Raw genomic sequence first — 20,702 nt, forward strand, 5'->3', positions numbered from 1 at the left:
TATGCAAATTTGAAAAGGAGGAGTTTCCAATGCCTGGACAGCTAGCCGCGCAATCCCCGATTCCCGACGGGGAAATTTTGCGCGTGGAACAGCTTGAAGTGAGTTTTGACGGATTCAAGGCGCTTCGCAATCTGAATTTCTCCCTGCAGGCCGGAGAGCTGCGCTTTTTGATCGGCCCGAACGGAGCCGGCAAAACAACGCTGCTGGATGTCATCTGCGGGAAAGTAAAGCCATCCCGCGGCCAAATCGTATTCAAAGGCGCGACCGATCTTTCCAAATACCAGGAGCATCAGATCGCCCGGCTCGGCATCGGCCGCAAATTTCAGGCTCCGTCGGTATTCACGACATTGACCGTTTTCGAAAATCTCGCGCTTTCGATGAAGCAGCAGCGCGGCCTGCTCAGCGCGCTGTGGGCCAAAACGACGAGCGAGCAGCGCGACCGCCTGCTGCACAGGCTGGGCATGATCGGCCTGCAAAACAAGGCCAAGGAAAAAGCCGGCTCGCTGTCGCACGGCGAAAAGCAATGGCTGGAGATCGGCATGCTGCTCATGCAGGAGCCGGACCTGCTGCTGCTCGATGAGCCAGCGGCCGGGATGACGGACAGCGAGACGGAGAAAACAGGCGAGCTGCTGCACGAAATCAGCAGCAGCCAGACGATTATCGTCGTCGAGCACGACATGGAGTTCGTCCGCCGGTTTGCCAAAACCGTCACCGTACTCCATGAAGGAACGCTGCTTCGCGAAGGCACGATGCAGGAAATTCAGGCTGACGACAAGGTGGCGGAAGTGTATCTCGGAAGGAGAGTCGAGCGCGATGCTTAGCCTGGAAAACATCGAAGCCGGATACGGGGACAGCATGGTCATCCGCCGCATCCATATGGCCGTCCGGCCCGGGCAGATCGTCTGCCTCATGGGACGCAACGGGGTTGGCAAGTCCACGCTGATGAAAAGCATCATGGGGCTCGTCCGTCCCCGTTCAGGCGCGATCCGCTACGGGAATCGGGACATAACGGCCGATCCGCCCGACCGCCGGGCGAAAACCGGGATCGGCTACGTGCCGCAGGGACGGGACATTTTCCCCCAGCTGACGGTCGCGGAAAATTTGCTGCTCGGTCTCGAAGCCGCGGCGGACGGCCGCAAGAAGCTGCCCGAGTCGCTCTTCGAGACGTTTCCCGCGCTGCGCGGCATGCTTAGCCGCAAAGGGGGCGACCTTAGCGGCGGACAGCAGCAGCAGCTCGCTATCGCCAGAGCGCTGGCGTCGTCGCCGAAGCTGCTGCTGCTCGATGAGCCGATGGAGGGCATCCAGCCGTCGATTGTGATGGAGATCGAGGCGATCATCGCGTCCATCAAAAAAAACCGGGAAATCGCCGTGCTGCTCGTTGAGCAAAGCCTTGAATTTGCGACGAGCATCGCCGATCACTATTATGTGCTTGACCGGGGAACGATCGTCGCGGAAGGAAGCGCTGAGGACTTAAGCGAAGACCAGGTAAGGAAACATTTGACCGTATGAACGGCAAATCGCCGATCCTCCCAACAGAAGAAGCCGGATGATCTGACCTCTTACCCAGGTTCAGATGCATACCGGCTTCTTTTTTGCGGCAAACTCACCGCCCGTTTGCGGCTGGACGGCATAAAATGGATGCAGTATAGTTAAATGGACAGCTTTTCAGGGTCGAATTTGCGCCGGCATATCGATCACCGAACCTTTTGATCGGAAAGGAGGGATACGTTTATGTCAAAAATTTTAATTGTTGAAGACGATCTGAGTATCGGGGAAATGATCACCATGTATTTGGGGGAAGAGGGCCACGAGGTCCGGCGCGCGGAAAACGGCCGGCAAGCCGAGCAGCTTTTCCGCAGCTTCGCCCCGGATATGATCGTGCTCGATATTATGCTTCCGGATGTCGACGGCATCCAATTATGCGCTTTTTTCCGAAAGTTTTCCACGCTGCCGATTTTGATGCTATCCGCCAAGAGCGAAATCACGGACCGTATCCGCGGCCTGCAAACCGGCGCCGACGATTATTTATGCAAACCGTTCAGCATGCGGGAACTATCCGCACGAATACTGGCTCTGTTGAGACGGTCGCAGTCGCTCCAGTCCCCCGCTGCGCCTTCCGCCATTGCGACAGGACAAGCTCTTCGCCTGGATTTGGAGAAGCGCTGTCTGTTCGTTAACGATCGCGTTGTCGAGACGACATTCTCGGAATTTGAAATCATGACTTTATTTTGGCAAAATCAGGGCCGGGTATACAGCAGGGAAGAGCTGCTTAACCGCGTGCGCGGATTCGATTCCTACGTTACCGAACGCGCCATCGACGTGCACATCGCCAATCTCCGCAAAAAGATCGAGCCCGACCCGAAAGAACCGAGATACATTAAAACCGTGTGGGGAGTCGGCTACAAATTTTTGTTCGACACCCTGCATTGACCGATACTGACGAAACTTCAGCTCCGCGAGGGGCTTTTTTTATTTTCCGAAACAGTCACCAAATAGGCATTCGCACATATGATAATTATGAAAATTGGCTCAGCGGCTTTTGCCGGGGAAAAGCCAATGCATCCGATGCCAGTGCTTCTGGCGAAAACTAGGAGGAATCACGAACATGTTAAATAACTCTTTCAAGGCAGGAATGCAGGCTCCTTACGGCTACAGCCATCCGGCTTATCCGACGCCCGCGGCCGCTCCGACCGCCGCCTCTATGCCTGGTCCCTCAACGTATGTCGGAGGAGCCGCGCAGCCCGGAGGCAACGTTCCCGGCGCGCTGCCTTTGGAACAATCCTTCATCGAAAATATTCTTCGCCTGAATCTCGGCAAAATGGCGACTCTGTACATGACTTATGAAAACAACTCCGAATGGAACGCCAAAATTTTCAGAGGCCGGCTCGAAGCAGCGGGCCGCGACCACATTATTATCAGCGACCCCTCTACAGGCATGCGGTACTTGTTGCTCATGGTCAATCTGGATTACATCACCTTTGAAGAAGAGCTGCAGTACTACTATCCGTACACCGGCGCCACCAGAGCGATCGGAAGATAAATCCCTCATACATGAAAGCCGTGCGTTCCTCCTGCGACCGCGGCTTTTTTATTTCTCCGCCGGCGTGAAATGCCACATGTGCAGCTTGCGGAGTCCGCCCTCCAGCCATCGCTCCCAATCCGCTTCCCCCGAACCCGGCTCCGCCTTATCCGTGCGCTGCCGTTTGAGCTCCCGATACTCCCCGTACTCCACGCCGTTCCAAATTTCCACGAACAGCCCCGGCTGATCCGTGCCCTCCAGAAGCTCCAGCCGCCCTTCCCGTTTGCCCCACTCGCGCATATAGTTAAGATAAGATTCGCGTTCTTCCGCCTTTATAGCATATTCTACAAAAACTTTGCACATTTTTGGTTCTCCTTCTGATTTATTTTTTGCTCCAAAATGGTAAACTAAAATAGAGCGACGCTTATGAACGAACCAAGCATTCGCTCACGATGACAACTTTCCTATGGAAAGTTCTTAGGAGGTACCTACCTTTGGACACAGGCACACATCTTGTTATCGGCTTAGGGCTTGCCGGTCTGGCTCAAATTGATCCGGTTGTAGCGGCAAGCGATGCGGCGACAACCGCTGTATTCATCGGCACTGTCGTCGGCTCGCAAATCCCGGATGTGGACGGGCTGCTGCGTTTCAGGGGAAACGCTTCATACATCCGCAATCACCGTGGCCGATCTCACTCCCTGCCCGCCTTGCTGCTCTGGACACTGCTCATTACCGGCATTTTGGCTCTCTGTTTCCCGGCGCTCCCTTTGCTGCACGTCTGTATGTGGGTCGGCATAGCCGTTTGTTTCCATGTGTTTACAGACTTGTTTAATACTTACGGAACTCAAGCACTGAGGCCTTTTTCGGAAAAATGGGTGTCTTGGAATATTATACACATATTTGACCCTATCATCTTCTCCAGCCATTTGGTAGCGATTTTTATGTGGACATTCCACTTGGCCAGCCCGACGCTTATATTTCCGGTTTTGTACGGAGTTATTGCCATCTATTACATCTGGCGGTCTCTGGATCATTACATTTTGGAAAAAGGGCTTTTCCGCAAAGATCCGACATATCAGCCAGGCGAAAAATATACGTTGATCGCAACGTTCAACCTGTACGTATGGAATGTGGTAAAACGGAGAAACGACGGCAGCTACCAGCTCGGCGAGCTGCGCAATTTCAAATTGAAATGGGTCGACGTCGTCAAGCCTGAATCGCATCCCGCCATCGAAGCTTCCAAAAGCCACGAGAACATCAAGGCGCTGCTGTACTTTTCTACCTACGCCTGCGCGGAAATCAAGGAACACCGCTGGGGCTATGAGGTCAGATGGGCCGACGTCAGATACCGTCACCGCAAGCAGTATCCTTTCGTCGCCGTCCTGCTGATGGATCACAACTACCAAACGCTCGACTCCTACGTCGGCTGGGTGAACGACACACGCCTCGAGAAAAAGCTGCGCGTCGATTTGTATTGAAAAAAGGCTGCCTTGGGCAGCTTTTTTGTATACGAAACCTCCTAGTTCGACTAGGGGTTTAGGAAGATGCGAGCCGGTCTAGCAACCGCTGCTACTTGTGAAGTGTCGTCGGCAATTGCGCCTCGCTCCCGTTCGCTCCGAGCGCTCAGGCCGCCGAAGCGCAGGGCAAGCAAATTGCCGAGTTGGAAATCTGTTCGAAATTTGCGGTGAAAACGGGCAGGTAAAGGATCCCTTTTCAGGGACCTTTCACCTGCCCGTGTTAACGTGGCAACCACGCGGTTGGCAAGCCTTTAGTGCTCCTTAGAGATGCTTGCTTGTAACAGGCCCTTATAAATGGTCTGATGGGAGCCATCGGCTAAACCGGTAGTTATGACTTGTGCCGCTCCAAACATTCCTTTACAGGAATATTCCTTCCTTGTATGATATACATAAATTGTGAAACCTTACATACGGATCATCATCAACCCGGAAAGGAGAAAGGGAATTTTATGAATCAGGATGTAACCCCCACCGGAGGTCGGACACGGTCAGCTTTATGATTGTTCACGCGGCCGGTCTCGAATTCCATTTCTCTGTTCAAGTTTCGCCGCAACAGCCCGCTGCAGATGACAGATAAATATAAAGCTCATCCTGGTCCCCTTCACAACGTGCATATGAACAACATATTAACTGTTCTTGCCGAACCGAACCGCTTGCATATCGTGGAACTGCTGCGCGACGGCCCCTTAACGGTAGGCGAAATCGCCGAGCGGCTCCAACTTAAACAACCTCAAGTCTCCAAGCATTTGAAAGTGCTCACCGAAGGCGGAATCGTCGAAGTGAATCCGGTTGCCAATCGGCGAATATACAAGCTCCGGCCCCAGCCTCTGCAAGAGATGAACGCCTGGCTGCAAACTTTTCGCGGCATCTGGGAAGAAAGATTTGATCGTTTGGACGATTATTTGCGCGAACTGCAACGAGACGACAAGAAACAAAACCCGTAAGCCGCCCCTGACGAAAAGCCAAGCATAACGAGGCGCTCAATCAAAAACCACCGCGAACTTCGAAATTCGCGATGGTTTTTGTATTGTGGTACCATTTATTCAGCCGATATAAATACAAGCCCAGAGGATTCCCCCTGAGCTAATATCGTTACGATAGCTTCCGATTAACGGAATTGTCCTGCGAGCGATTGCTCGGCGATTTGCACCAAGCGACGAGTGATGTGACCACCGATTGCGCCGGTGTCACGAGTAGCCATATAACCATAGTAACCATCTTGAGGAATTTGGATGCCCAGTTCTTGAGCAACCTCATACTTCAATTGCTCCAAAGCTTGATTGGCTTGCGGAACTACCAGCACATTACTGCTACGAGATTGTCCTGTACCCATTAGGATCAGACTCCTTTCAGTCAGCTATAATCTTTGATGTATTTGCAAGCTTGCAATCATAGTATGCGGAGGAAATTAAATTATATGCACAGCGCCCGAAAAAAGTTTAAAATAAGGGTACGCTATTCGAAGAAAGCAGGTGACATCATGAGCAAACCGCTCGCACTTCTTTTTGCAGTCGTAGGCACGCTGCTGCTGGCCTCCATCAGCCTGTTCATCACACTCAGGCAGCCTTGGCTCGTTCTCCTTTGCACAATCGTCGCACTCGGCTTTATCGGTTACGGATTCGCGGTCAAAGCCAAGCTCAGCAAAAGAGACGATCAGAACCGTTGACACGGACTTGACTTGAACGCTATACTTTTCTCACAAGAGTCTGCAAAACAACCTAAAGAAAGTAGTTGTCCATACTACTTTTTTTCATCACCTTTATTACCAAAATGAAAATATTTTATTATCGAAATAAAATTAACAATTTGTAAAGAAATGTGGTGAATTCATGTTAAAAATCGGCATTTCTTGTTATCCGACGCTGGGTGGCTCCGGAGTCGTCGCTACCGAGCTCGGCAAAATGCTGGCGGAAAAAGGACACGAAGTTCATTTTATTACCGACCGGATGCCGTTCAGGCTCGGCCAGTTTCATACTAATATTTTTTACCACGAAGTCGAGGTCAGCGACTACTACGTATTCCGCTACCCGCCCTACGACCTGGCGCTGGCCAATAAGCTCGCGCAGGTCGCCAAGCAGGAGAAGCTCGACATTTTGCACGTACATTATGCCGTCCCTCACGCCATTTGCGCTTATCTCGCCAAGCAAATGGTCGGCGACCATCTGAAAGTTGTGACTACGCTGCACGGCACGGACATTACGATACTCGGCCACGATCCGTCGCTGCGGGACTTGATCCGTCTGGCCATCCATCAGAGCGATGCCGTCACTGCGGTGTCCCAGGACTTGATCAACGAAACGTACGAAGTGCTTTCCATCGAAAAGCCGATCGAGCTCGTCTACAACTTCGTAGACCCGCAGGACTACATTGCTCCGGCGAATCCGCAGCTTCGCGCCCAATTTGCCAAGCCGCACGAAAAAATATTGCTGCATATGTCCAATTTTCGGCCAGTCAAGCGCATTAGCGACGTCATTGATATTTTCGCCGGCATACATAAAAAGGTGCCGTCCCACCTTGTTTTTGTCGGAGAAGGCCCCGAGCTGGCGAAAGCTGTCAGCCGGGTCAAAGAGCTGAAGCTTACGAGCCGGGTTCACTACCTCGGCAAGCAAAACAATGTCGCCGAAGTGATCGGTTTGGCCGATCTGCTGCTGCTGCCGTCGGAAAAGGAGAGCTTCGGCCTGGTCGCCCTGGAAGCGATGGCCGGCGGCGTGCCTACGATAGGCTCGAATACAGGCGGGATTCCGGAAGTCGTCACGCACGGCGTCAACGGTTATCTCGCCCCAGTCGGACACACGGCTGAAATGTCGGAGCACGCCATCAAATTGCTGACCGACTCCGCCTTGTACAGCGATTTTTCTTTGGCAGGCATACAGCGTGCACGCGCTTTCTTTTCCGCCGATGCCATCGTCAAGCAATACGAGCAAATTTATTACAAAGTAACCGCGGCCGGCGATCTCAGCATGTTGGCCTGAGCCGCTGCACACACCGCAGCCTTACGGCGGCATACAAGATACCTCCCGTACATGTCCCGCCGTTTTCCGCCATTGGCCAGGGGCCCGAAAATCCTGCGAATGTGCAGGTTTTTCCTCTTAAATTGGCTTATTTTGACGAAAAGCCTGCAAAAGTGCAGGAATTTTTCGCTGAAAGTGAACCCGAACCCATGTCCCCGCTGAAAAGCCTGCACAATTGCAGGAATTGTTCGTGGCTAGCGGATCGCGGGCAAAAATTCATGTATTTTTGCAGGTTTTCAACAGTCTGAACAATACAGGCATGACCGGTTCGACGGGGTAGACTTTGTTTCCCCCAGACCCATGTTAAAAAAAAGGAGCTCCGACAGCCGATGCGGCGGTCAAAGCTCCTTTTTTCGATTCTTTTACAACACCAGGAAGCCCATTCGTTTCTTCACTTCCGACAAAGTTGCGTCGGCGACTTCCGCTGCGTGCTGCGCGCCTTTTTTCAGCACGTCGTACACTTCGCCCGAACTGCGGATCTCGCGGTAACGCTGTTGAAGCGGCTCCAGGACGGCGACCAGGTGCTCGGCCAAATCCTTTTTGAACGGGCCGTACCCCTGGCCCTCGTATTTCGCTTCGATTTCCGCAACGGTCATGTCGGCAAAATGCGAGTAAATGCCGAGCAGATTGCTGACCTCCGGCTTGTTTTGCGGATCGTACTTCACCTCACGGCCGGAATCCGTTACTGCGCGGCTCAGCTTTTTGCGGATAACGTCCGGCTCATCCAGCAGCGCGATATAGCTGCCTGCGTTCGGATTGCTCTTGCTCATTTTTTTCGACGCATCGTCCAGGGACATGACCCTTGCGCCGATCTCCGGCATATAAGGCTCCGGCATTGCGAAAAAATCGCCGAAACGGTTGTTGAAGCGGTGCGCCAAATCGCGGGTAAGCTCCAAATGCTGCTTCTGGTCGTCGCCTACCGGGATCAGGTCGGCATTGTACAGCAGGATGTCAGCCGCCATCAGCGAAGGATACGTGAACAAGCCGGCGCCGACGGATTCCTTGCCCGCCGATTTGTCTTTGAACTGCGTCATCCGCTCCAGTTCGCCCATGTATGTCAGCGTCGTCAGCATCCATCCCAGCTCGGCATGTGCGTGAACGTGCGATTGCAGGAAAATCACCGCTTTGGCCGGATCGATCCCCGCCGCCAAATAAAGCGCCGCGACGGATTCCGTCTGCTCCTTCAGCGCCGCCGGCTCCTGGGGAACCGTAATCGCGTGCAAATCGACAATCATAAAAAAGCATTGATGCTGATGCTGTAATTTCGTAAAATTGCGGAGCGCCCCAATGTAATTGCCAATGGTCAGCTGTCCGCTCGGCTGAATGCCGGACAATACTCTTTTCATAAACGTAACGCCTCCTTGTATCGATCAACAACAAAAAGGCCTCCCGCCGCAAGGGACGAGGAGACCGTGGTACCACCCTAATTTGCCTTCGTGCGCGCCAGACGTGCGCCAAAAGACCTTCAGGCTCCGTTAACGGGGAGCGGCCGCTCAGCATACTAGCCGGATGCACATTCAGCATTCCGGCCCGGGTTCCGGAAAAGCGCGCATCTGCGTTCAGCGTCAAGCTCAAGGATCCATTCGGCTTGCCGGTTTCACCGGTTCGCACCAACCACCGGCTCTCTGGGAAACTTGAAGTCAAGCTTACTTGTTCCTGTCATCGCATTGATTTTCTATTATTATACACGCTCCCCGGGTAATGTCAACCGCGCATGTTGTCCTATCCGCTTTTCCTCCAACATACAATAAAAGCATATCCAATCGTCTCATAAAGGGGAAATGCGCCTTGTCTACGGCCTTTTACCGGTGGAGCCTTCCGGCTTCCGCCGCGATCTGCATGCTGCTTGCATTTTTAATCGTGACGACCAAAAAACTCCCAGGCATCATCGCTTTTGACGGAAAATTGCAGCTGGTGGCGCACGCGTTCATGGGCATTTTTCTCGATGCGCTCCCGTTTATGCTGCTCGGCATCGTCATGTCAACGATCGTGGAAACTTACGTTCCCGAATCGTTCCTCCGCCGCATGACGCCGCGACACCCGCTCGGCGGCATCCTTTTCGCCTGCTTGCTGGGCGTATTGTTTCCGCTGTGCGAATGCGGCATGATTCCGTTCGTCCGCCGCTTAATGAAAAAAGGCATGCCCGTTTACATAGCGGTCGTATTCATTCTCGTCGGCCCTATTCTCAATCCGGTCGCGTTCGCATCCACGTACATCGCTTTTCGCGGCGAACCGGCGATGGCCTACTCCCGCATGGGGCTGACGTTTGTCGTCGCCCTGGCCGTCGGCCTGCTGCTGACCCGCTTCCTCGTTTATAACCCGCTCCGCCATTCCTTACAGGCAAGCGGCGCGAAAGCGGCAGACCACGACGATTGTCCCGGCGGACCGGCTCACAGCCACGACCATCGCGATCACGGCCACTCCCATCAAGGCGGCGGAGCTGCGGTCATATTCAGCCACGCTTATTCCGAACTGCTCGAAATGAGCAAATACTTGATGCTCGGAGCGCTGATTACCGCGCTAATTCAAGTGTTCGTTCCCAAAGAAAGCTTGGCCGCCCTGGGCCAAGATTCCTTGACCTCGCACATGTTCATGATCGGCTTCGCCTACCTGCTCTCGCTCTGCTCGACGACGGACGCCTTCGTGGCTTCCTCCTTCAGTGATACGTTTTCATCGGGCGCGCTGCTCGGATTTCTCGTCTTCGGCCCCATGATCGATATAAAAAGCACATTCATGCTGCTCTCCGTCTTTAAAGCGCGGTTCGTGCTGCAGCTCGCCCTTATCGTAACAGTGGTCGTATTGGCCGGTTCGCACCTGTTCGAGCAGTTATTTTGGCCATGACCGGGACCCGGACCGGGACGAACATTCAGTTCACCGGTTTCTTTTGAAAATAAAGCAGACCCGACGCGAAAAACAAAACAAAGCTACCCGCCACTCCTTCAGATGAAACGGTTTCCTCAAATAATCGTCGCCAAACTGCAGGCCGTCCAGCTTGTCATCGACGGGGGCCCGGGCGGACAGCATCAGATTCGGAGTATCCGGCGATATCTTCTTCAGCCGCTGTCCCACGGTAGACCATCCAACCCCGGCAGCATCATATCCAAAATGACGAGCTCCGCTTCCTTCACCCTGCTGTTTGCGCCATCAGTAGGTTCCGTCAAGTACAGATATGCAAAAAAAAAGAAAAAGCTCCACCCGCAAGCAGCATAAACCGCTGCTCACAAGCAAAGCTTTTTATCGGTAGATGATCAAATTTTCAGCACGCCGCCTGCGCTTGCGTTAGTGACAAGCTTGGAGTAACGCGCCAAGTAACCGGACTGGATTTTCGGCTCGAAGCCTTTCCAGTTCGCGCGGCGTTTCGCCATTTCCTCGTCGCTGATTTGCAGCTCGATTTTGCGGTTGTTCATGTCCAGCTCGATGATATCGCCGTCTTCTACGAAAGCAAGCGGTCCGCCTTCAGCCGCTTCCGGCGAAATATGGCCGATGCTGATGCCGCGGGAAGCGCCGGAGAAGCGTCCGTCGGTGATCAGACCGACTTTGGCACCGAGGCCCATACCCACGATCTGGGAAGTCGGAGCGAGCATTTCCGGCATGCCCGGTCCGCCCTTCGGCCCTTCGTAACGGATTACGACGACATGGCCTTCTTTGACTTTGCCGTTTGCGATGCCGTGCAGCGCCTCCTCCTGGGAATCGAAGCAGATCGCCGGTCCGACGTGGCGGCCGCCTACGGATTTGTCCACCGCACCGACCTTAATGATGCTGCCTTCAGGCGCCAGGTTGCCGAACAGCACGGCCAGGCCGCCTTTTTCGCTGTGAGGATTGTCCAAAGGACGAATGACGTCTTTGTTCAAAATCTCGCAGCCCGCTACGTTTTCGCGCAGCGTTTTGGCCGTAACGGTGATGCGTTCGCCGTCCAGAGCGCCCGGCTTTTTGAGCAACTCGTTGATGATCGCGCTCACGCCGCCTGCCAAATGCACGTCCTCGATATGATAATCGGAAGCAGGAGCGATTTTCGCCAAATGCGGAACGCGTTCCGCGATTTCGTTAATGCGGGCGATCGGGTATTCGATACCCGCTTCGTGTGCGATAGCGAGCGTGTGCAGAACCGTATTGGTCGAACCGCCCATCGCCATATCCAGAGCAAAAGCGTTGTCGATCGATTCGATCGTTACGATATCGCGCGGCTTGATGTCTTTCTCGATCAATTCCATCAATTGGCGAGCCGATTGCTTCACGAATTCCTTGCGCTCTTCGGCCACGGCAAGAATCGTGCCGTTGCCCGGCATCGCAAGACCGAGCCCTTCGGCCAGGCAGTTCATCGAGTTTGCGGTGAACATGCCGGAGCAGGAACCGCAAGTCGGACAGCCATATTGCTCAAGCTCTTCCAAACCTTTTTCGTCGATTTTGCCCGCTTGGTAAGCGCCTACGCCTTCGAATACGGAAGACAGGGAAATCGATTTGCCGTTCTTGTCTTTACCCGCTTTCATCGGCCCGCCGCTGACCATAATCGTCGGGATGTTGACGCGCAGCGCCCCCATGATCATACCGGGCGTAATTTTGTCGCAGTTCGGGATGCATACCAGACCGTCGAACCAGTGCGCATTGACGACCGTCTCCAGGGAGTCCGCAATAATTTCGCGGCTCGGCAAGGAATAGCGCATGCCGATATGTCCCATCGCGATGCCGTCGTCAACGCCGATCGTGTTGAACTCGAAAGGCACGCCGCCCGCTTCGCGGATCGCTTCCTTGACCAGCTTGCCGAACTCTTGCAAGTGGACGTGGCCCGGAATAATATCTATATAAGAGTTGCACACCGCAATAAACGGTTTGCCGAAATCTTCCTCTTTAACCCCGGCTGCGCGCAGCAAGCTGCGGTGAGGAGCGCGGTCGAATCCTTTTTTAATCATATCGCTTCGCATTTTTTGATTAGCCATCGTTGACCCTCCTGGATTTCATTTCGCAAATCTCGCAAACATTGAATCTATCATATCACACTTTTCTTCTTTTTTCTCGCTTTAGTCATTTCACGCGTCAAAGTCATTTTTTAAATCCCTATAAATTTCATCGGATTTATGTGTTTTTAGCCGGATTTATGTTATAATAATCCTAATCAAATTCAACATTAAAGAGGTGATCGCTTTGAAAGAAGTTCCTCTTCCATACGTCCGCGCCAATCAAGCCTCCATGGTTCTGCTCATCGTGCTTGCCCTGATTTGGCAGCAGTCTTGGCTCATTGCCGCCCTGCTGATTATCGAAGCCGTCGGCCTGTTCTTCGGGCTGCGCGCCAATTTGTTCGTGCTGTTGACCAAACCCTTGCTTCGGACAGCCGCGGCCAAATCGGAAACCGAAGCCGCCGAGCTGCTCCGGTTCAATAATTCGATCGCCGTCATTTTGCTGGCGCTTTCCCTGCTGTTTTTCGCGGCCGGCCTGAATGTGTGGGGCAGCATTTTTGCCGGGCTTGTCGCACTAGCGGCTACCGCAGCTTTGCTCGGCTACTGCATCGGATGTACGCTTTACTACCAATTCAAAAAACTGCGCGCCCGTCGTGCGTAAATTAAAAAGCGCTGGATTTTCCGACAAATTAGCCTCCGGGCCACCTCAAGCCCATCATTGGCCGGCATCGCGCGCAGCTCTAGCGCGCGGTGTTGCGCTGCATGGCGGCGGTCAGTCGATCGACCACATGTGAATTCCTGCACAATCGCAACAGGCCAGGCCCGTTGATAAGGAGGCCACATGCCGGGGCTGATTAGCCACGCGCCAAGGTCGACACCTCACGCCAGAGCTGATTACCCTCTTGCCCGGGCCGACACCTCTCGATAGAGCTGATTACCCTCTTGCCCGGGCCGACACCTCTCGCTAGGGCCGATTACCCTCTTGCCCGGGCCGACACCTCTCGCTAGGGCCGATTACCCTCTTGCCCGGGCCGACACCTCACGCTAGGGCTGATTTACCCTCTTGCCCGGGCCGACACCTCACGCTAGGGCTGATTACCCTCTTGCCCGGGCCGACACCTCACGCTAGGGCTGATTAGCCACAATCTGCCTGACCGCACGAAGAATTCCTGCAAAAATACATGAATTTGCTTCCTTGATCGCTGTACACGAACAATTCCTGCAAAAGTGCAGGCTTTTCACCGAACACTTAGACTCATACTCACTTTCAGCGAAAATTCCTGCACTTTTGCAGGTTTTTCGCCAAAACAAGCCAATTCGAGAGGAAAAACCTGCACTTTCGCAGGTTTTCTCCCTAACAAGCGGCTTCCTGCCCAGTTGTGCAGTTCCACGGCCTGCACCGGGAGAGGATCGCGCCCAGAAAAAGCGGCTGAGCCACACTTGTTCCCCTAGCCCTCACAGAGTATTGCAACTTGCTCGGGCAGCCTGAAAAGTGTAGTTTTTTGCTTGTTAATACCCTGATAACGAAACATTCCTGCAATTGTGCAGGCTTTTCCTTCAAGCCGACCGCTTCCGTCGAAAATGCCTGGCCCCACCCGAGCCCTATCAGCGCTTTTTCCACAGAGGCCAAAATCAAAGTTACCTGCGAGTAGGCAGCAAGCACAAAGAACCCACACCGGTCTGCGAAGATCCGCAAGTGGGTTCTTTTGGGGCGTGTTGCTATGCCTTGCGGCGGTTCAAATGCACATAAGTGATCGCCAGTGCAAACACGAGCACTCCGCCCTTGACGATGTCAAAGCCAAAGTAAGGCACATTCAACATCGTGAGCCCGTTGAGCAGCACGCCGATCAGGACGGCGCCGAAAAACGTGCCGATAACGTTCGGTTTCCCCGCCCCGAGCACCGAATAGCCGACAAATACCGATGCGACCGCCTCCATCAGCACGGGAACGCCGGCATCGATCTGCCCGGAACCTACCCGCGAAGCGTACAAAAGCCCGCCGCATGCGGCGAAAATGCCGGAGAGCACGTAGGCGAACAGCCTGATTTTGTTCACGGAAATGCCCGACAGCCTGGCCGCTTCGCGGTTGCCTCCCGTAATGTACAACTGTCTGCCCCAACGGGTGTATGTCAAAAATATGTGCACGGCAAACACAGCGATAATCATCAAAATGACGGAAACCGGAATGCCGAGCAGCTTGCCTTGTCCGATCCACAAGAAGTCTGGCAGAAATTTCCCCTTTGCCTGGGTGCCGTCCTGAAATCTCATATTGTTGTAAATTGAGAATCCCGAAGTGAACGTTTTTTGCACGCCGCCGATGATGTACATGACCGCAAGGGTCGCCAGCAAATCCGGGATGCGCACCTTAACGATCAAAAATGCATTGAGCAGGCCAATGACGGCCCCGATCACGATGGGCACGACGATGACGACGAGGAGCGGCTGCTCGTACCAAACCATCAGTGCGGCCGAGACGACCGTCGCAAGCGAAACCGTAGAGCCTACGGATAAGTCAAAGCCGTCGACGATTTGAGATAAAGTGACTCCGATCGCCACGAACGTAACGATGGAAATCGAGCGCAAAATATCCGCGATATTGTCATAGGTCATAAAGTTTTCATTAATGAACGAAAATACGACAAATACAAGTGCAATGACCAGCAACGCCCCGTATTTAAAAGAAAACTCCAAGCTTTTTTCCTTCATCTTACTTTGCCTCCCCAGCGCTCGCATAAGTTAGTATCAAATCTTGCGAAGCCTCCGCCCGGGAAAGCTCCTTCACCACGGACCCATAGCTCATAACCAGTATGCGATCGGCGATTCCAACTATTTCATTTAACTCGCAGGATAAGTAAATAATGCCTTTCCCCTGTTCAGCCAGCGAACCGATCAGGCGGAAAATGTCGCTTTTCGCTCCGACGTCGACCCCTTTGGTCGGCTCGTCGAACATGTACACATCGGAAGGCGTCGGCAGCCACTTGCCGACGGCCACCTTTTGCTGGTTGCCGCCGCTCAAGTGCTTCACGGTCCGGTTCGGATCGCGGGGGTTCACGCCAAGCTGCTCCACCATCGACTGCGCATGCGCAGTCTCCTCGCGGCGCTTGACAAAACCGAGCGCGCTCAGCTTGCGCAGAATCGGAAGCGACAGATTGCGCTTCACCGTCTCCTCCACGAGGACGCCCTGCTTGCGGCGCTCCTCGGGCACGAGCACGATGCCGGCACGCACGGCATCCTCCGGCTGGCGCAGCTTGAGCTTGCGCCCGCCAAGCCAGATCTCGCCGCCGTCCGCAGGGTCGGCGCCGAAGAGCAGGCGGCTCAGCTCGGTTTTCCCTGCGCCGACAAGGCCGACGACGCCGAGGATTTCCCCCCGGCGGAGCGTAAAGCTGACGCCGCGCACTTTGGCGCCGCGGCTGAGGTTCTTCACCTCGAGGAGCGTTTCGCCGATGGGCACATCGGCTTTGGGAAACTCCTCGGTGAAGGTTTTGCCCAGCATCGCCTCGATGACTCCGGCGGTGTCCATTTCAGCGGCCGCCTGCGTCAGCACATGGCGGCCGTCGCGCATGACGGTGATCCGGTCGCAGACATGGAACACCTCATTCAAGCGGTGGGAGATAAAAATAAGACCGACTCCCTCCTCTTTCAAGCCGCGCATAATCGCGAACAGGCGCTCCGATTCCTCCAGACTCAGCGGCGCGGTAGGCTCGTCGAAGATGATGATCTTCGCTTTATGGGCGATCGCTCTGGCGATCAGCACAAGCTGCTTCTGCGAAATGCTCAGCTCCTCGATCTTGCGGCGAACCGGGAACACAGCGCCGATTTTCGCCAAAATCGCCTCCGCCTCCCGGTTCAGCTTTCCCCAGTCGACCCAGGCTCCCCCTGAAACCAATCTGTCCATCATGACGTTCTCCGTCACGCTGAGCTCCGGCACGAGAGCCGTGTCAACCTCCTGGTAGACACAGTAAATCCCTTGCGACATCGCGTCTTTGGGCGTTCGAATCTGAATAGGATTCCCGTCAACGATGAGGCTGCCCTCATCGGCGAAATAAGCGCCTGACAAAATTTTCATCAAAGTGCTTTTCCCCGCTCCATTGGCGCCGAGCAAAGCATGAATTTCCCCGCTGTGCAGCTCGAAATGAACGTCCTGTAAAGCCTTTACGCCCGGGAACGTCTTGGAAATTCCCTGCATGCGCAGCAAAGGCGCAGTTACACCACTCTTTGACATGCTCTCCCTCCCCGTAACCAATCTGAAAGTCCCATCGCAAGTAGCCGATGGGACTTAAGCATAACATCGTTATTTATTTTTTCGCCTGTTTTTCGGCTTCTTTCAACCAATCCGTGTAACCTTGCTGACTGCCGCCCCAGCCTTTGACAAACTCGCCAAGCTGTGCAGTGGATACCTGCTTGTCTTTAGGCAGTTGATCTCTGGATACGTACACCGGATCCAGTACGACTTTGTCCGGCGTTTGGTCGCCGTGCAGCTTTTGGTACAGGTAGCGCACTTGAACGCGTCCGATATCTTTCGGATCGACGGCCGCCGATGCGATCCAAGGGCTTTGCGGATCCTGCAGCAACTGCAGGTCTTCGTCGCTCAAGTCGATGCCGTATACTTTAATTTCCGTGCGTCCCGCCTGTTGAATAGCGCGTGCTGCGCCTTTGGCGAACTCGTCCCATGCCGCCCATACGGCCGTAATGTCGCCTTTGTTCGGATACTTTTTCAGGATGGCTTCCATTTGTGCTTGCGTATCCAACGCCGGGTCTTTGGCGGTTCCGAATGAAGCAATTTCTTTAATGTCTTTATACTTGTCCTGGAAAGCTTTGTAAGCAACATCACGGCGCTCCATAGGAGCAAAACCTGCAACCCACACCTTCACGATGTTTCCTTTGCCGCCCGTATCTTTTGCAAGCTGCTCAAGCGTAGCCTCGGCCATTTTTTGGTCGTTTTGCTCCAGCGAAGTCACGCCCGGTACGGACAAAATCGCATCGAACGCGATAACAGGAATTTTTTTCTCCAGCGCTTTCCTCACTCCGGCTTCCAGCGCATCGGCGCTGCCGTGGTCGATCAGAATGCCGTCAAACTTTTGGTTAACAGCCGCATCCAGATTCGAAGCCATTTTGGCGAGATCGTTGTCGGAAGCGAATACCGTCACTTTGCCGCCGAGCTTTTCAACCTGCTCTTTAACGCCTTCTACATATTGTGCGGAAAATGTTCCGGTATTGAACTGCATAATAAGCGCCACTTTTTTACCGGACAGATTAACGGCTTGTCCAGCCGCCGCAGTCGCTTGGGCCGTATCCGCAGTGCTTCCTGCTGCCGGCGACGATGCTGCGCCATTGCTTTGCGGTTTTGCGCAAGCGGCAAGCAAACTTCCTATTAATACGATCATAACGATAAAGCTGAAAAGTCTTGTCTTTCTCATGTTTACCCTCCCCAATCAAATACGCACATCGAATTCCCATTTATTCCCTCGGATTAATATACCAAGTTCTCTACTAGGAATTTAATTCGTATAATAGCATCTAAGCGCTTGCCGCGTCAATCCTTTTTTCGATTCGTTTCTCCAATTTTCAGCAAATCTACTTTCTGCCGAAATCCGCTTTAATCTCTCCCCACTTTCGCGTGTCCCATTTCACGATTTTGTTCGTGTACGTATTCGTTTTCAGCCACTTCAAAGCCCGGTCCACCAGGCTCCAAATTTCTTCCGTCGAGGCGTCTCTGACCAAATTCGTAGACACTTCCTTCTTGCGTATCCAGCTGAGCGCAGTGACGGAGTCCGTGTAGATCGTCTTGTTGCTCCCCTGCTTTTTCAAATAGGCAAGCCCATGCACGATCGCCAAAAACTCCCCCAGATTGTTCGTCCCTTTGGCAATCGGCCCCTGATAAAAAATGATCTCCCCCGTGCGCGTGTCCACGCCCTTGTACTCCACAACCCCGGGATTGCCGGAGCAGCCGACATCGACGGAAATGCTGTCATACTCCACTTCGGGAGGCGTCCCGCCGGCGGACGATGAGCCCGAGCCGCTCGCAGCGCCCGTTTTCCCCGAAAAATCCAGCGACTTTTGCCAGCCCCGCTCATAAGCCTTTTGTGCTTCCGCTTCCGATTCGTAGGACTTGAATTTCGCCTGAGGGTACCCTTTCGTCTGCGCCTGGCAATCCGCCCATGTTCGGTATATGCCCGGCTTGTGGCCGACCCAGACTACATAAAATTTACTTTGCGCCATCTTCCACACTCCGCACTTTCTCTTGTAATTGGCCGACCAATTCGGACACCACTTTAACCGTATCGGCAAAATAGGGTCTGTAATCCAGCCCTTCGATAAACCGCAGGAACGATTCCCCGATCCGCAGCACTTCTTTCCTGTATGCCGCCGTGTCGAGAACGCAGCTTTCCAGCTCGCGGTACGGGCCGTCCTGCCGTTCTTCCACATATGTAAACTCCATATGCTCATGGTCTTGGTGATGCACCTTGAACGAAAATCCCCGGCACTCCGGATCGCCGCAGCCGCATACGAAGAACGGCATCCGCTGCCATTGATCCGCCGGAGCAAACCGGTTCGGCTGCGTGTCGTGCAGCGCGCTATGGAGCATGGCGGGAAGCCCTACATCGACGCACAGAGGCTCTTCGACCAAAATATCATCCTGCACGGTCAGCTTGACGTCGGCATGAATGATTTGCAAATCCTTATCGAACGACCAGCGTTCCGTTACAATTTCAAACATGACTTACCTCCGCACATAAATTAGGAATGCGTTGCCTGAACCTCTATTATAGCAAAGTCGGACGCGCGATGCCGGGACGATTCGATTGGTCGAAATTACCAATTTTCAGCGCGAGTATATTTTTCAAAAGCGAATATAATACCTATTACTGGAGGTGATAACAAATGGGTACAGGACAATCTCGCAGCAGCAACCAGCTAGTTGTTCCTCAAGCCAATCAGGCTCTGGAACAATTGAAGTTTGAGGTAGCCCAGGAACTGGGCATCCAAATTCCTCAAGACGGCTACTACGGCTACATGGCTTCCCGCGATACAGGAGCAATCGGGGGTAACATCACCCGCCGTCTCGTGCAAATCGCCGAGCAGCAGCTTGCAGGCAAATTCGGCGGCAGATAAAGCAACTCCCTATACTTACGCACAAGGGCTTTCCTTTAAGCAGAATTTGCTTAAGGGGACGCCCTTTTTCGAGTTCGGCGGCGCAAATGCAAAAAAAGCCCTCCGTTCACCATGAACCGAGGGGCTGCCTTGTATGTTCTTACGGCTTCACATCGTAGATCTTATACAGATCGTCAAGCATAATATTCGCAGCCTTGACGCCTCCGGCCGTGTTCCATGTCGCATCGTTGACCTTGATCAGCTTGTTTTCCTTGACAGGCTTCAAATTTTGCCAAAGCGGATCGTTCATCCATTCCTGCTCCTGCTTGGTGCCTTTGCCGTCACCGGTATCATAGGTGAAATAGAACACTTTGTCGGCTGTGTCCAGCTCCGTCAGACGTTCTTTCGTAATGTCCTCAAACGACTTTTCGTCGCTTTTCGGATCGTTGCGCTGAATGCCGATTTGCTTGAAAATGACGCCCGTGAACATGTTGCCGTAATAAAACCTCGTTTTGCCCGCCATGAAGCGGACGACTGCGACTTTCTCTTTCAGCTTGTCGCCGGCTTTGCTTTTGAAATCTTCAATTCGTTTATCGAAATCGGCGATCACCTTGTCGCCTTCCGCCTTTTTGTTCAAAGCATCCGCATAAAGCTGAAAATTATTTTTCCACTCGCCGCGGAGCGTTTCGGAAAAGACCGTTGGGGCGATCAGCTTTAATTGATCGTAAACTTTTTCTTGGCGCATTTTGTTGCCGATAATGAGATCCGGCTTCAGCGAGGCAATGACTTCCAGATTCGGCTGGGATTCTCCGCCGACAGTCGTGATCCCCTGCATATCCGCTTTAATATGATCAAACCACGGATTGCCGTAAAAAGACTCGACGGCTCCTACGGGTTTGACGCCGAGCGCAAGCAGCGCTTCCGTGCCTTCGTTCGTCAAAATGACGACCCGCTGCGGATGCGCGGGCACAGACGATTCGCCCATAGCGTGCTTGATCGTCCGCAAGCCTTCCGCCTTCGCCGATTCCGCCGGCGCCTGTGTCGCCGCCGGCTTCTCGCCGCAAGCCGTCAGCCATACGGAAAGCATCAATATAACAAAAAGAAGGGCGGCCCCTTTTGTACGAATCCGTATTTCTTTCCTTACCATTAAACGTACCTCCGTATTATGTAA

General features: G+C 53.6%; 22 protein-coding genes and 1 other annotated feature. Of the genes, 11 read left to right on the forward strand and 11 right to left on the reverse strand.

What is annotated here, in order from left to right:
* The first annotated feature begins 29 nt into the window (after positions 1-29).
* From urtD to gerQ, 4 genes are all read left to right on the forward strand, one after another.
* Positions 30-821, forward strand: coding sequence for an urea ABC transporter ATP-binding protein UrtD (urtD, locus tag AC3G2T_RS09130; protein WP_488435231.1), 792 nt, complete (start codon positions 30-32; stop codon positions 819-821).
* The gene (gene urtE / locus AC3G2T_RS09135) at positions 814-1,509 is read left to right on the forward strand and encodes an urea ABC transporter ATP-binding subunit UrtE (RefSeq protein WP_488435232.1); all 696 of its coding nucleotides are present in this window, start codon (positions 814-816) and stop codon (positions 1,507-1,509) included. The genes urtD and urtE overlap by 8 nt, the downstream gene beginning before the upstream one ends.
* 222 nt (positions 1,510-1,731) lie before the next feature.
* Positions 1,732-2,430, forward strand: a complete 699-nt coding sequence (locus AC3G2T_RS09140; RefSeq protein WP_474680060.1) for a response regulator transcription factor — start codon at positions 1,732-1,734, stop codon at positions 2,428-2,430.
* Between the two features lie 175 nt (positions 2,431-2,605).
* On the forward strand, positions 2,606-3,040 hold the full coding sequence (gerQ, locus tag AC3G2T_RS09145; protein ID WP_474680059.1) for a spore coat protein GerQ: 435 nt from the start codon (positions 2,606-2,608) through the stop codon (positions 3,038-3,040).
* Between the two features lie 48 nt (positions 3,041-3,088).
* On the opposite strand, the gene AC3G2T_RS09150 is transcribed toward gerQ, so the two are convergent.
* Positions 3,089-3,382: a hypothetical protein gene (locus AC3G2T_RS09150; protein ID WP_488435233.1), complete on the reverse strand. Its 294-nt coding sequence runs from the start codon at positions 3,380-3,382 to the stop codon at positions 3,089-3,091.
* A 131-nt stretch (positions 3,383-3,513) separates the two neighbouring features.
* Here AC3G2T_RS09150 and AC3G2T_RS09155 point away from each other — a divergent pair, with 131 nt between their 5' ends.
* Together AC3G2T_RS09155 and AC3G2T_RS09160 are read left to right on the forward strand one after the other, a co-directional pair.
* Entirely contained in the window at positions 3,514-4,497 is a 984-nt protein-coding gene (locus AC3G2T_RS09155; protein WP_488435234.1) for a metal-dependent hydrolase, read from the forward strand.
* A 605-nt stretch (positions 4,498-5,102) separates the two neighbouring features.
* On the forward strand, positions 5,103-5,480 hold the full coding sequence (locus AC3G2T_RS09160) for an ArsR/SmtB family transcription factor (protein WP_488435235.1): 378 nt from the start codon (positions 5,103-5,105) through the stop codon (positions 5,478-5,480).
* Positions 5,481-5,644: 164 nt separating this feature from the next.
* Here the strand turns inward: AC3G2T_RS09160 and AC3G2T_RS09165 are convergent, their stop codons facing one another.
* The gene (locus tag AC3G2T_RS09165) at positions 5,645-5,869 is read right to left on the reverse strand and encodes an alpha/beta-type small acid-soluble spore protein (RefSeq protein WP_474680055.1); all 225 of its coding nucleotides are present in this window, start codon (positions 5,867-5,869) and stop codon (positions 5,645-5,647) included.
* A gap of 147 nt (positions 5,870-6,016) precedes the next feature.
* Between AC3G2T_RS09165 and AC3G2T_RS09170 the strand changes: the two genes are divergently transcribed.
* Both AC3G2T_RS09170 and bshA read left to right on the forward strand, forming a co-directional pair.
* Positions 6,017-6,202 (forward strand): DUF5325 family protein, encoded by a 186-nt coding sequence (locus tag AC3G2T_RS09170; protein ID WP_488435236.1) that lies wholly within the window; start codon positions 6,017-6,019, stop codon positions 6,200-6,202.
* A 163-nt stretch (positions 6,203-6,365) separates the two neighbouring features.
* Entirely contained in the window at positions 6,366-7,508 is a 1,143-nt protein-coding gene (gene bshA / locus AC3G2T_RS09175; RefSeq protein WP_474680053.1) for an N-acetyl-alpha-D-glucosaminyl L-malate synthase BshA, read from the forward strand.
* Between the two features lie 401 nt (positions 7,509-7,909).
* Here bshA and trpS read toward each other — a convergent pair whose 3' ends face one another.
* A complete protein-coding gene (gene trpS, locus AC3G2T_RS09180; RefSeq protein WP_488435237.1) occupies positions 7,910-8,893 on the reverse strand; it encodes a tryptophan--tRNA ligase in 984 nt (327 codons plus the stop codon).
* Positions 8,894-8,941: 48 nt separating this feature from the next.
* Positions 8,942-9,219: a binding site (T-box leader), on the reverse strand.
* Between the two features lie 116 nt (positions 9,220-9,335).
* Here trpS and AC3G2T_RS09185 point away from each other — a divergent pair.
* A complete protein-coding gene (locus AC3G2T_RS09185) occupies positions 9,336-10,388 on the forward strand; it encodes a permease (RefSeq protein ID WP_488435238.1) in 1,053 nt (350 codons plus the stop codon).
* 30 nt (positions 10,389-10,418) lie between these two features.
* Here the strand turns inward: AC3G2T_RS09185 and AC3G2T_RS09190 are convergent, their stop codons facing one another.
* Together AC3G2T_RS09190 and ilvD are read right to left on the reverse strand one after the other, a co-directional pair.
* Positions 10,419-10,616 (reverse strand): response regulator, encoded by a 198-nt coding sequence (locus AC3G2T_RS09190; protein WP_488435239.1) that lies wholly within the window; start codon positions 10,614-10,616, stop codon positions 10,419-10,421.
* Positions 10,617-10,795: 179 nt separating this feature from the next.
* Complete coding sequence (gene ilvD / locus AC3G2T_RS09195) at positions 10,796-12,481, reverse strand: dihydroxy-acid dehydratase (RefSeq protein ID WP_474680049.1); 1,686 nt, start codon at positions 12,479-12,481, stop codon at positions 10,796-10,798.
* Positions 12,482-12,686: 205 nt separating this feature from the next.
* Between ilvD and AC3G2T_RS09200 the strand changes: the two genes are divergently transcribed.
* Positions 12,687-13,100, forward strand: a complete 414-nt coding sequence (locus AC3G2T_RS09200; protein WP_488435240.1) for a DUF4395 domain-containing protein — start codon at positions 12,687-12,689, stop codon at positions 13,098-13,100.
* A gap of 1,058 nt (positions 13,101-14,158) precedes the next feature.
* Here the strand turns inward: AC3G2T_RS09200 and AC3G2T_RS09205 are convergent.
* From AC3G2T_RS09205 to AC3G2T_RS09225, 5 genes are all read right to left on the reverse strand, one after another.
* Entirely contained in the window at positions 14,159-15,145 is a 987-nt protein-coding gene (locus AC3G2T_RS09205) for an ABC transporter permease (protein WP_488435241.1), read from the reverse strand.
* Between the two features lies 1 nt (position 15,146).
* A complete protein-coding gene (locus AC3G2T_RS09210) occupies positions 15,147-16,661 on the reverse strand; it encodes a sugar ABC transporter ATP-binding protein (RefSeq protein ID WP_488435242.1) in 1,515 nt (504 codons plus the stop codon).
* Between the two features lie 73 nt (positions 16,662-16,734).
* Positions 16,735-17,856, reverse strand: coding sequence for a sugar ABC transporter substrate-binding protein (locus tag AC3G2T_RS09215; protein ID WP_474680045.1), 1,122 nt, complete (start codon positions 17,854-17,856; stop codon positions 16,735-16,737).
* 157 nt (positions 17,857-18,013) lie between these two features.
* Positions 18,014-18,658, reverse strand: coding sequence for a ribonuclease H (rnhA, locus tag AC3G2T_RS09220; protein ID WP_474680044.1), 645 nt, complete (start codon positions 18,656-18,658; stop codon positions 18,014-18,016).
* Positions 18,645-19,157, reverse strand: coding sequence for a hypothetical protein (locus tag AC3G2T_RS09225; protein ID WP_474680043.1), 513 nt, complete (start codon positions 19,155-19,157; stop codon positions 18,645-18,647). Before AC3G2T_RS09225 ends, rnhA begins: the two co-directional genes overlap by 14 nt.
* 164 nt (positions 19,158-19,321) lie before the next feature.
* Here AC3G2T_RS09225 and AC3G2T_RS09230 point away from each other — a divergent pair, with 164 nt between their 5' ends.
* Complete coding sequence (locus tag AC3G2T_RS09230; protein ID WP_474680042.1) at positions 19,322-19,552, forward strand: alpha/beta-type small acid-soluble spore protein; 231 nt, start codon at positions 19,322-19,324, stop codon at positions 19,550-19,552.
* 139 nt (positions 19,553-19,691) lie between these two features.
* Here AC3G2T_RS09230 and AC3G2T_RS09235 read toward each other — a convergent pair whose 3' ends face one another.
* Positions 19,692-20,678, reverse strand: a complete 987-nt coding sequence (locus AC3G2T_RS09235; RefSeq protein ID WP_488435243.1) for an ABC transporter substrate-binding protein — start codon at positions 20,676-20,678, stop codon at positions 19,692-19,694.
* Between the last annotated feature and the right edge of the window lie 24 nt (positions 20,679-20,702).

The sequence above is a fragment of the Paenibacillus sp. sgz302191 genome, assembly GCF_057749925.1.

Coding starts and splice junctions, on each gene's coding strand:
- urtD (WP_488435231.1), top strand. CDS start 30: ATGCCTGGACAGCTAGCCGCGCAATCCCCGATTCCCGACGGGGAAATT.
- urtE (WP_488435232.1), top strand. CDS start 814: ATGCTTAGCCTGGAAAACATCGAAGCCGGATACGGGGACAGCATGGTC.
- AC3G2T_RS09140 (WP_474680060.1), top strand. CDS start 1,732: ATGTCAAAAATTTTAATTGTTGAAGACGATCTGAGTATCGGGGAAATG.
- gerQ (WP_474680059.1), top strand. CDS start 2,606: ATGTTAAATAACTCTTTCAAGGCAGGAATGCAGGCTCCTTACGGCTAC.
- AC3G2T_RS09150 (WP_488435233.1), bottom strand. CDS start 3,382: ATGTGCAAAGTTTTTGTAGAATATGCTATAAAGGCGGAAGAACGCGAA.
- AC3G2T_RS09160 (WP_488435235.1), top strand. CDS start 5,103: ATGACAGATAAATATAAAGCTCATCCTGGTCCCCTTCACAACGTGCAT.
- AC3G2T_RS09165 (WP_474680055.1), bottom strand. CDS start 5,869: ATGGGTACAGGACAATCTCGTAGCAGTAATGTGCTGGTAGTTCCGCAA.
- AC3G2T_RS09170 (WP_488435236.1), top strand. CDS start 6,017: ATGAGCAAACCGCTCGCACTTCTTTTTGCAGTCGTAGGCACGCTGCTG.
- bshA (WP_474680053.1), top strand. CDS start 6,366: ATGTTAAAAATCGGCATTTCTTGTTATCCGACGCTGGGTGGCTCCGGA.
- trpS (WP_488435237.1), bottom strand. CDS start 8,893: ATGAAAAGAGTATTGTCCGGCATTCAGCCGAGCGGACAGCTGACCATT.
- ilvD (WP_474680049.1), bottom strand. CDS start 12,481: ATGGCTAATCAAAAAATGCGAAGCGATATGATTAAAAAAGGATTCGAC.
- AC3G2T_RS09205 (WP_488435241.1), bottom strand. CDS start 15,145: ATGAAGGAAAAAAGCTTGGAGTTTTCTTTTAAATACGGGGCGTTGCTG.
- AC3G2T_RS09210 (WP_488435242.1), bottom strand. CDS start 16,661: ATGTCAAAGAGTGGTGTAACTGCGCCTTTGCTGCGCATGCAGGGAATT.
- AC3G2T_RS09215 (WP_474680045.1), bottom strand. CDS start 17,856: ATGAGAAAGACAAGACTTTTCAGCTTTATCGTTATGATCGTATTAATA.
- rnhA (WP_474680044.1), bottom strand. CDS start 18,658: ATGGCGCAAAGTAAATTTTATGTAGTCTGGGTCGGCCACAAGCCGGGC.
- AC3G2T_RS09225 (WP_474680043.1), bottom strand. CDS start 19,157: ATGTTTGAAATTGTAACGGAACGCTGGTCGTTCGATAAGGATTTGCAA.
- AC3G2T_RS09230 (WP_474680042.1), top strand. CDS start 19,322: ATGGGTACAGGACAATCTCGCAGCAGCAACCAGCTAGTTGTTCCTCAA.
- AC3G2T_RS09235 (WP_488435243.1), bottom strand. CDS start 20,678: ATGGTAAGGAAAGAAATACGGATTCGTACAAAAGGGGCCGCCCTTCTT.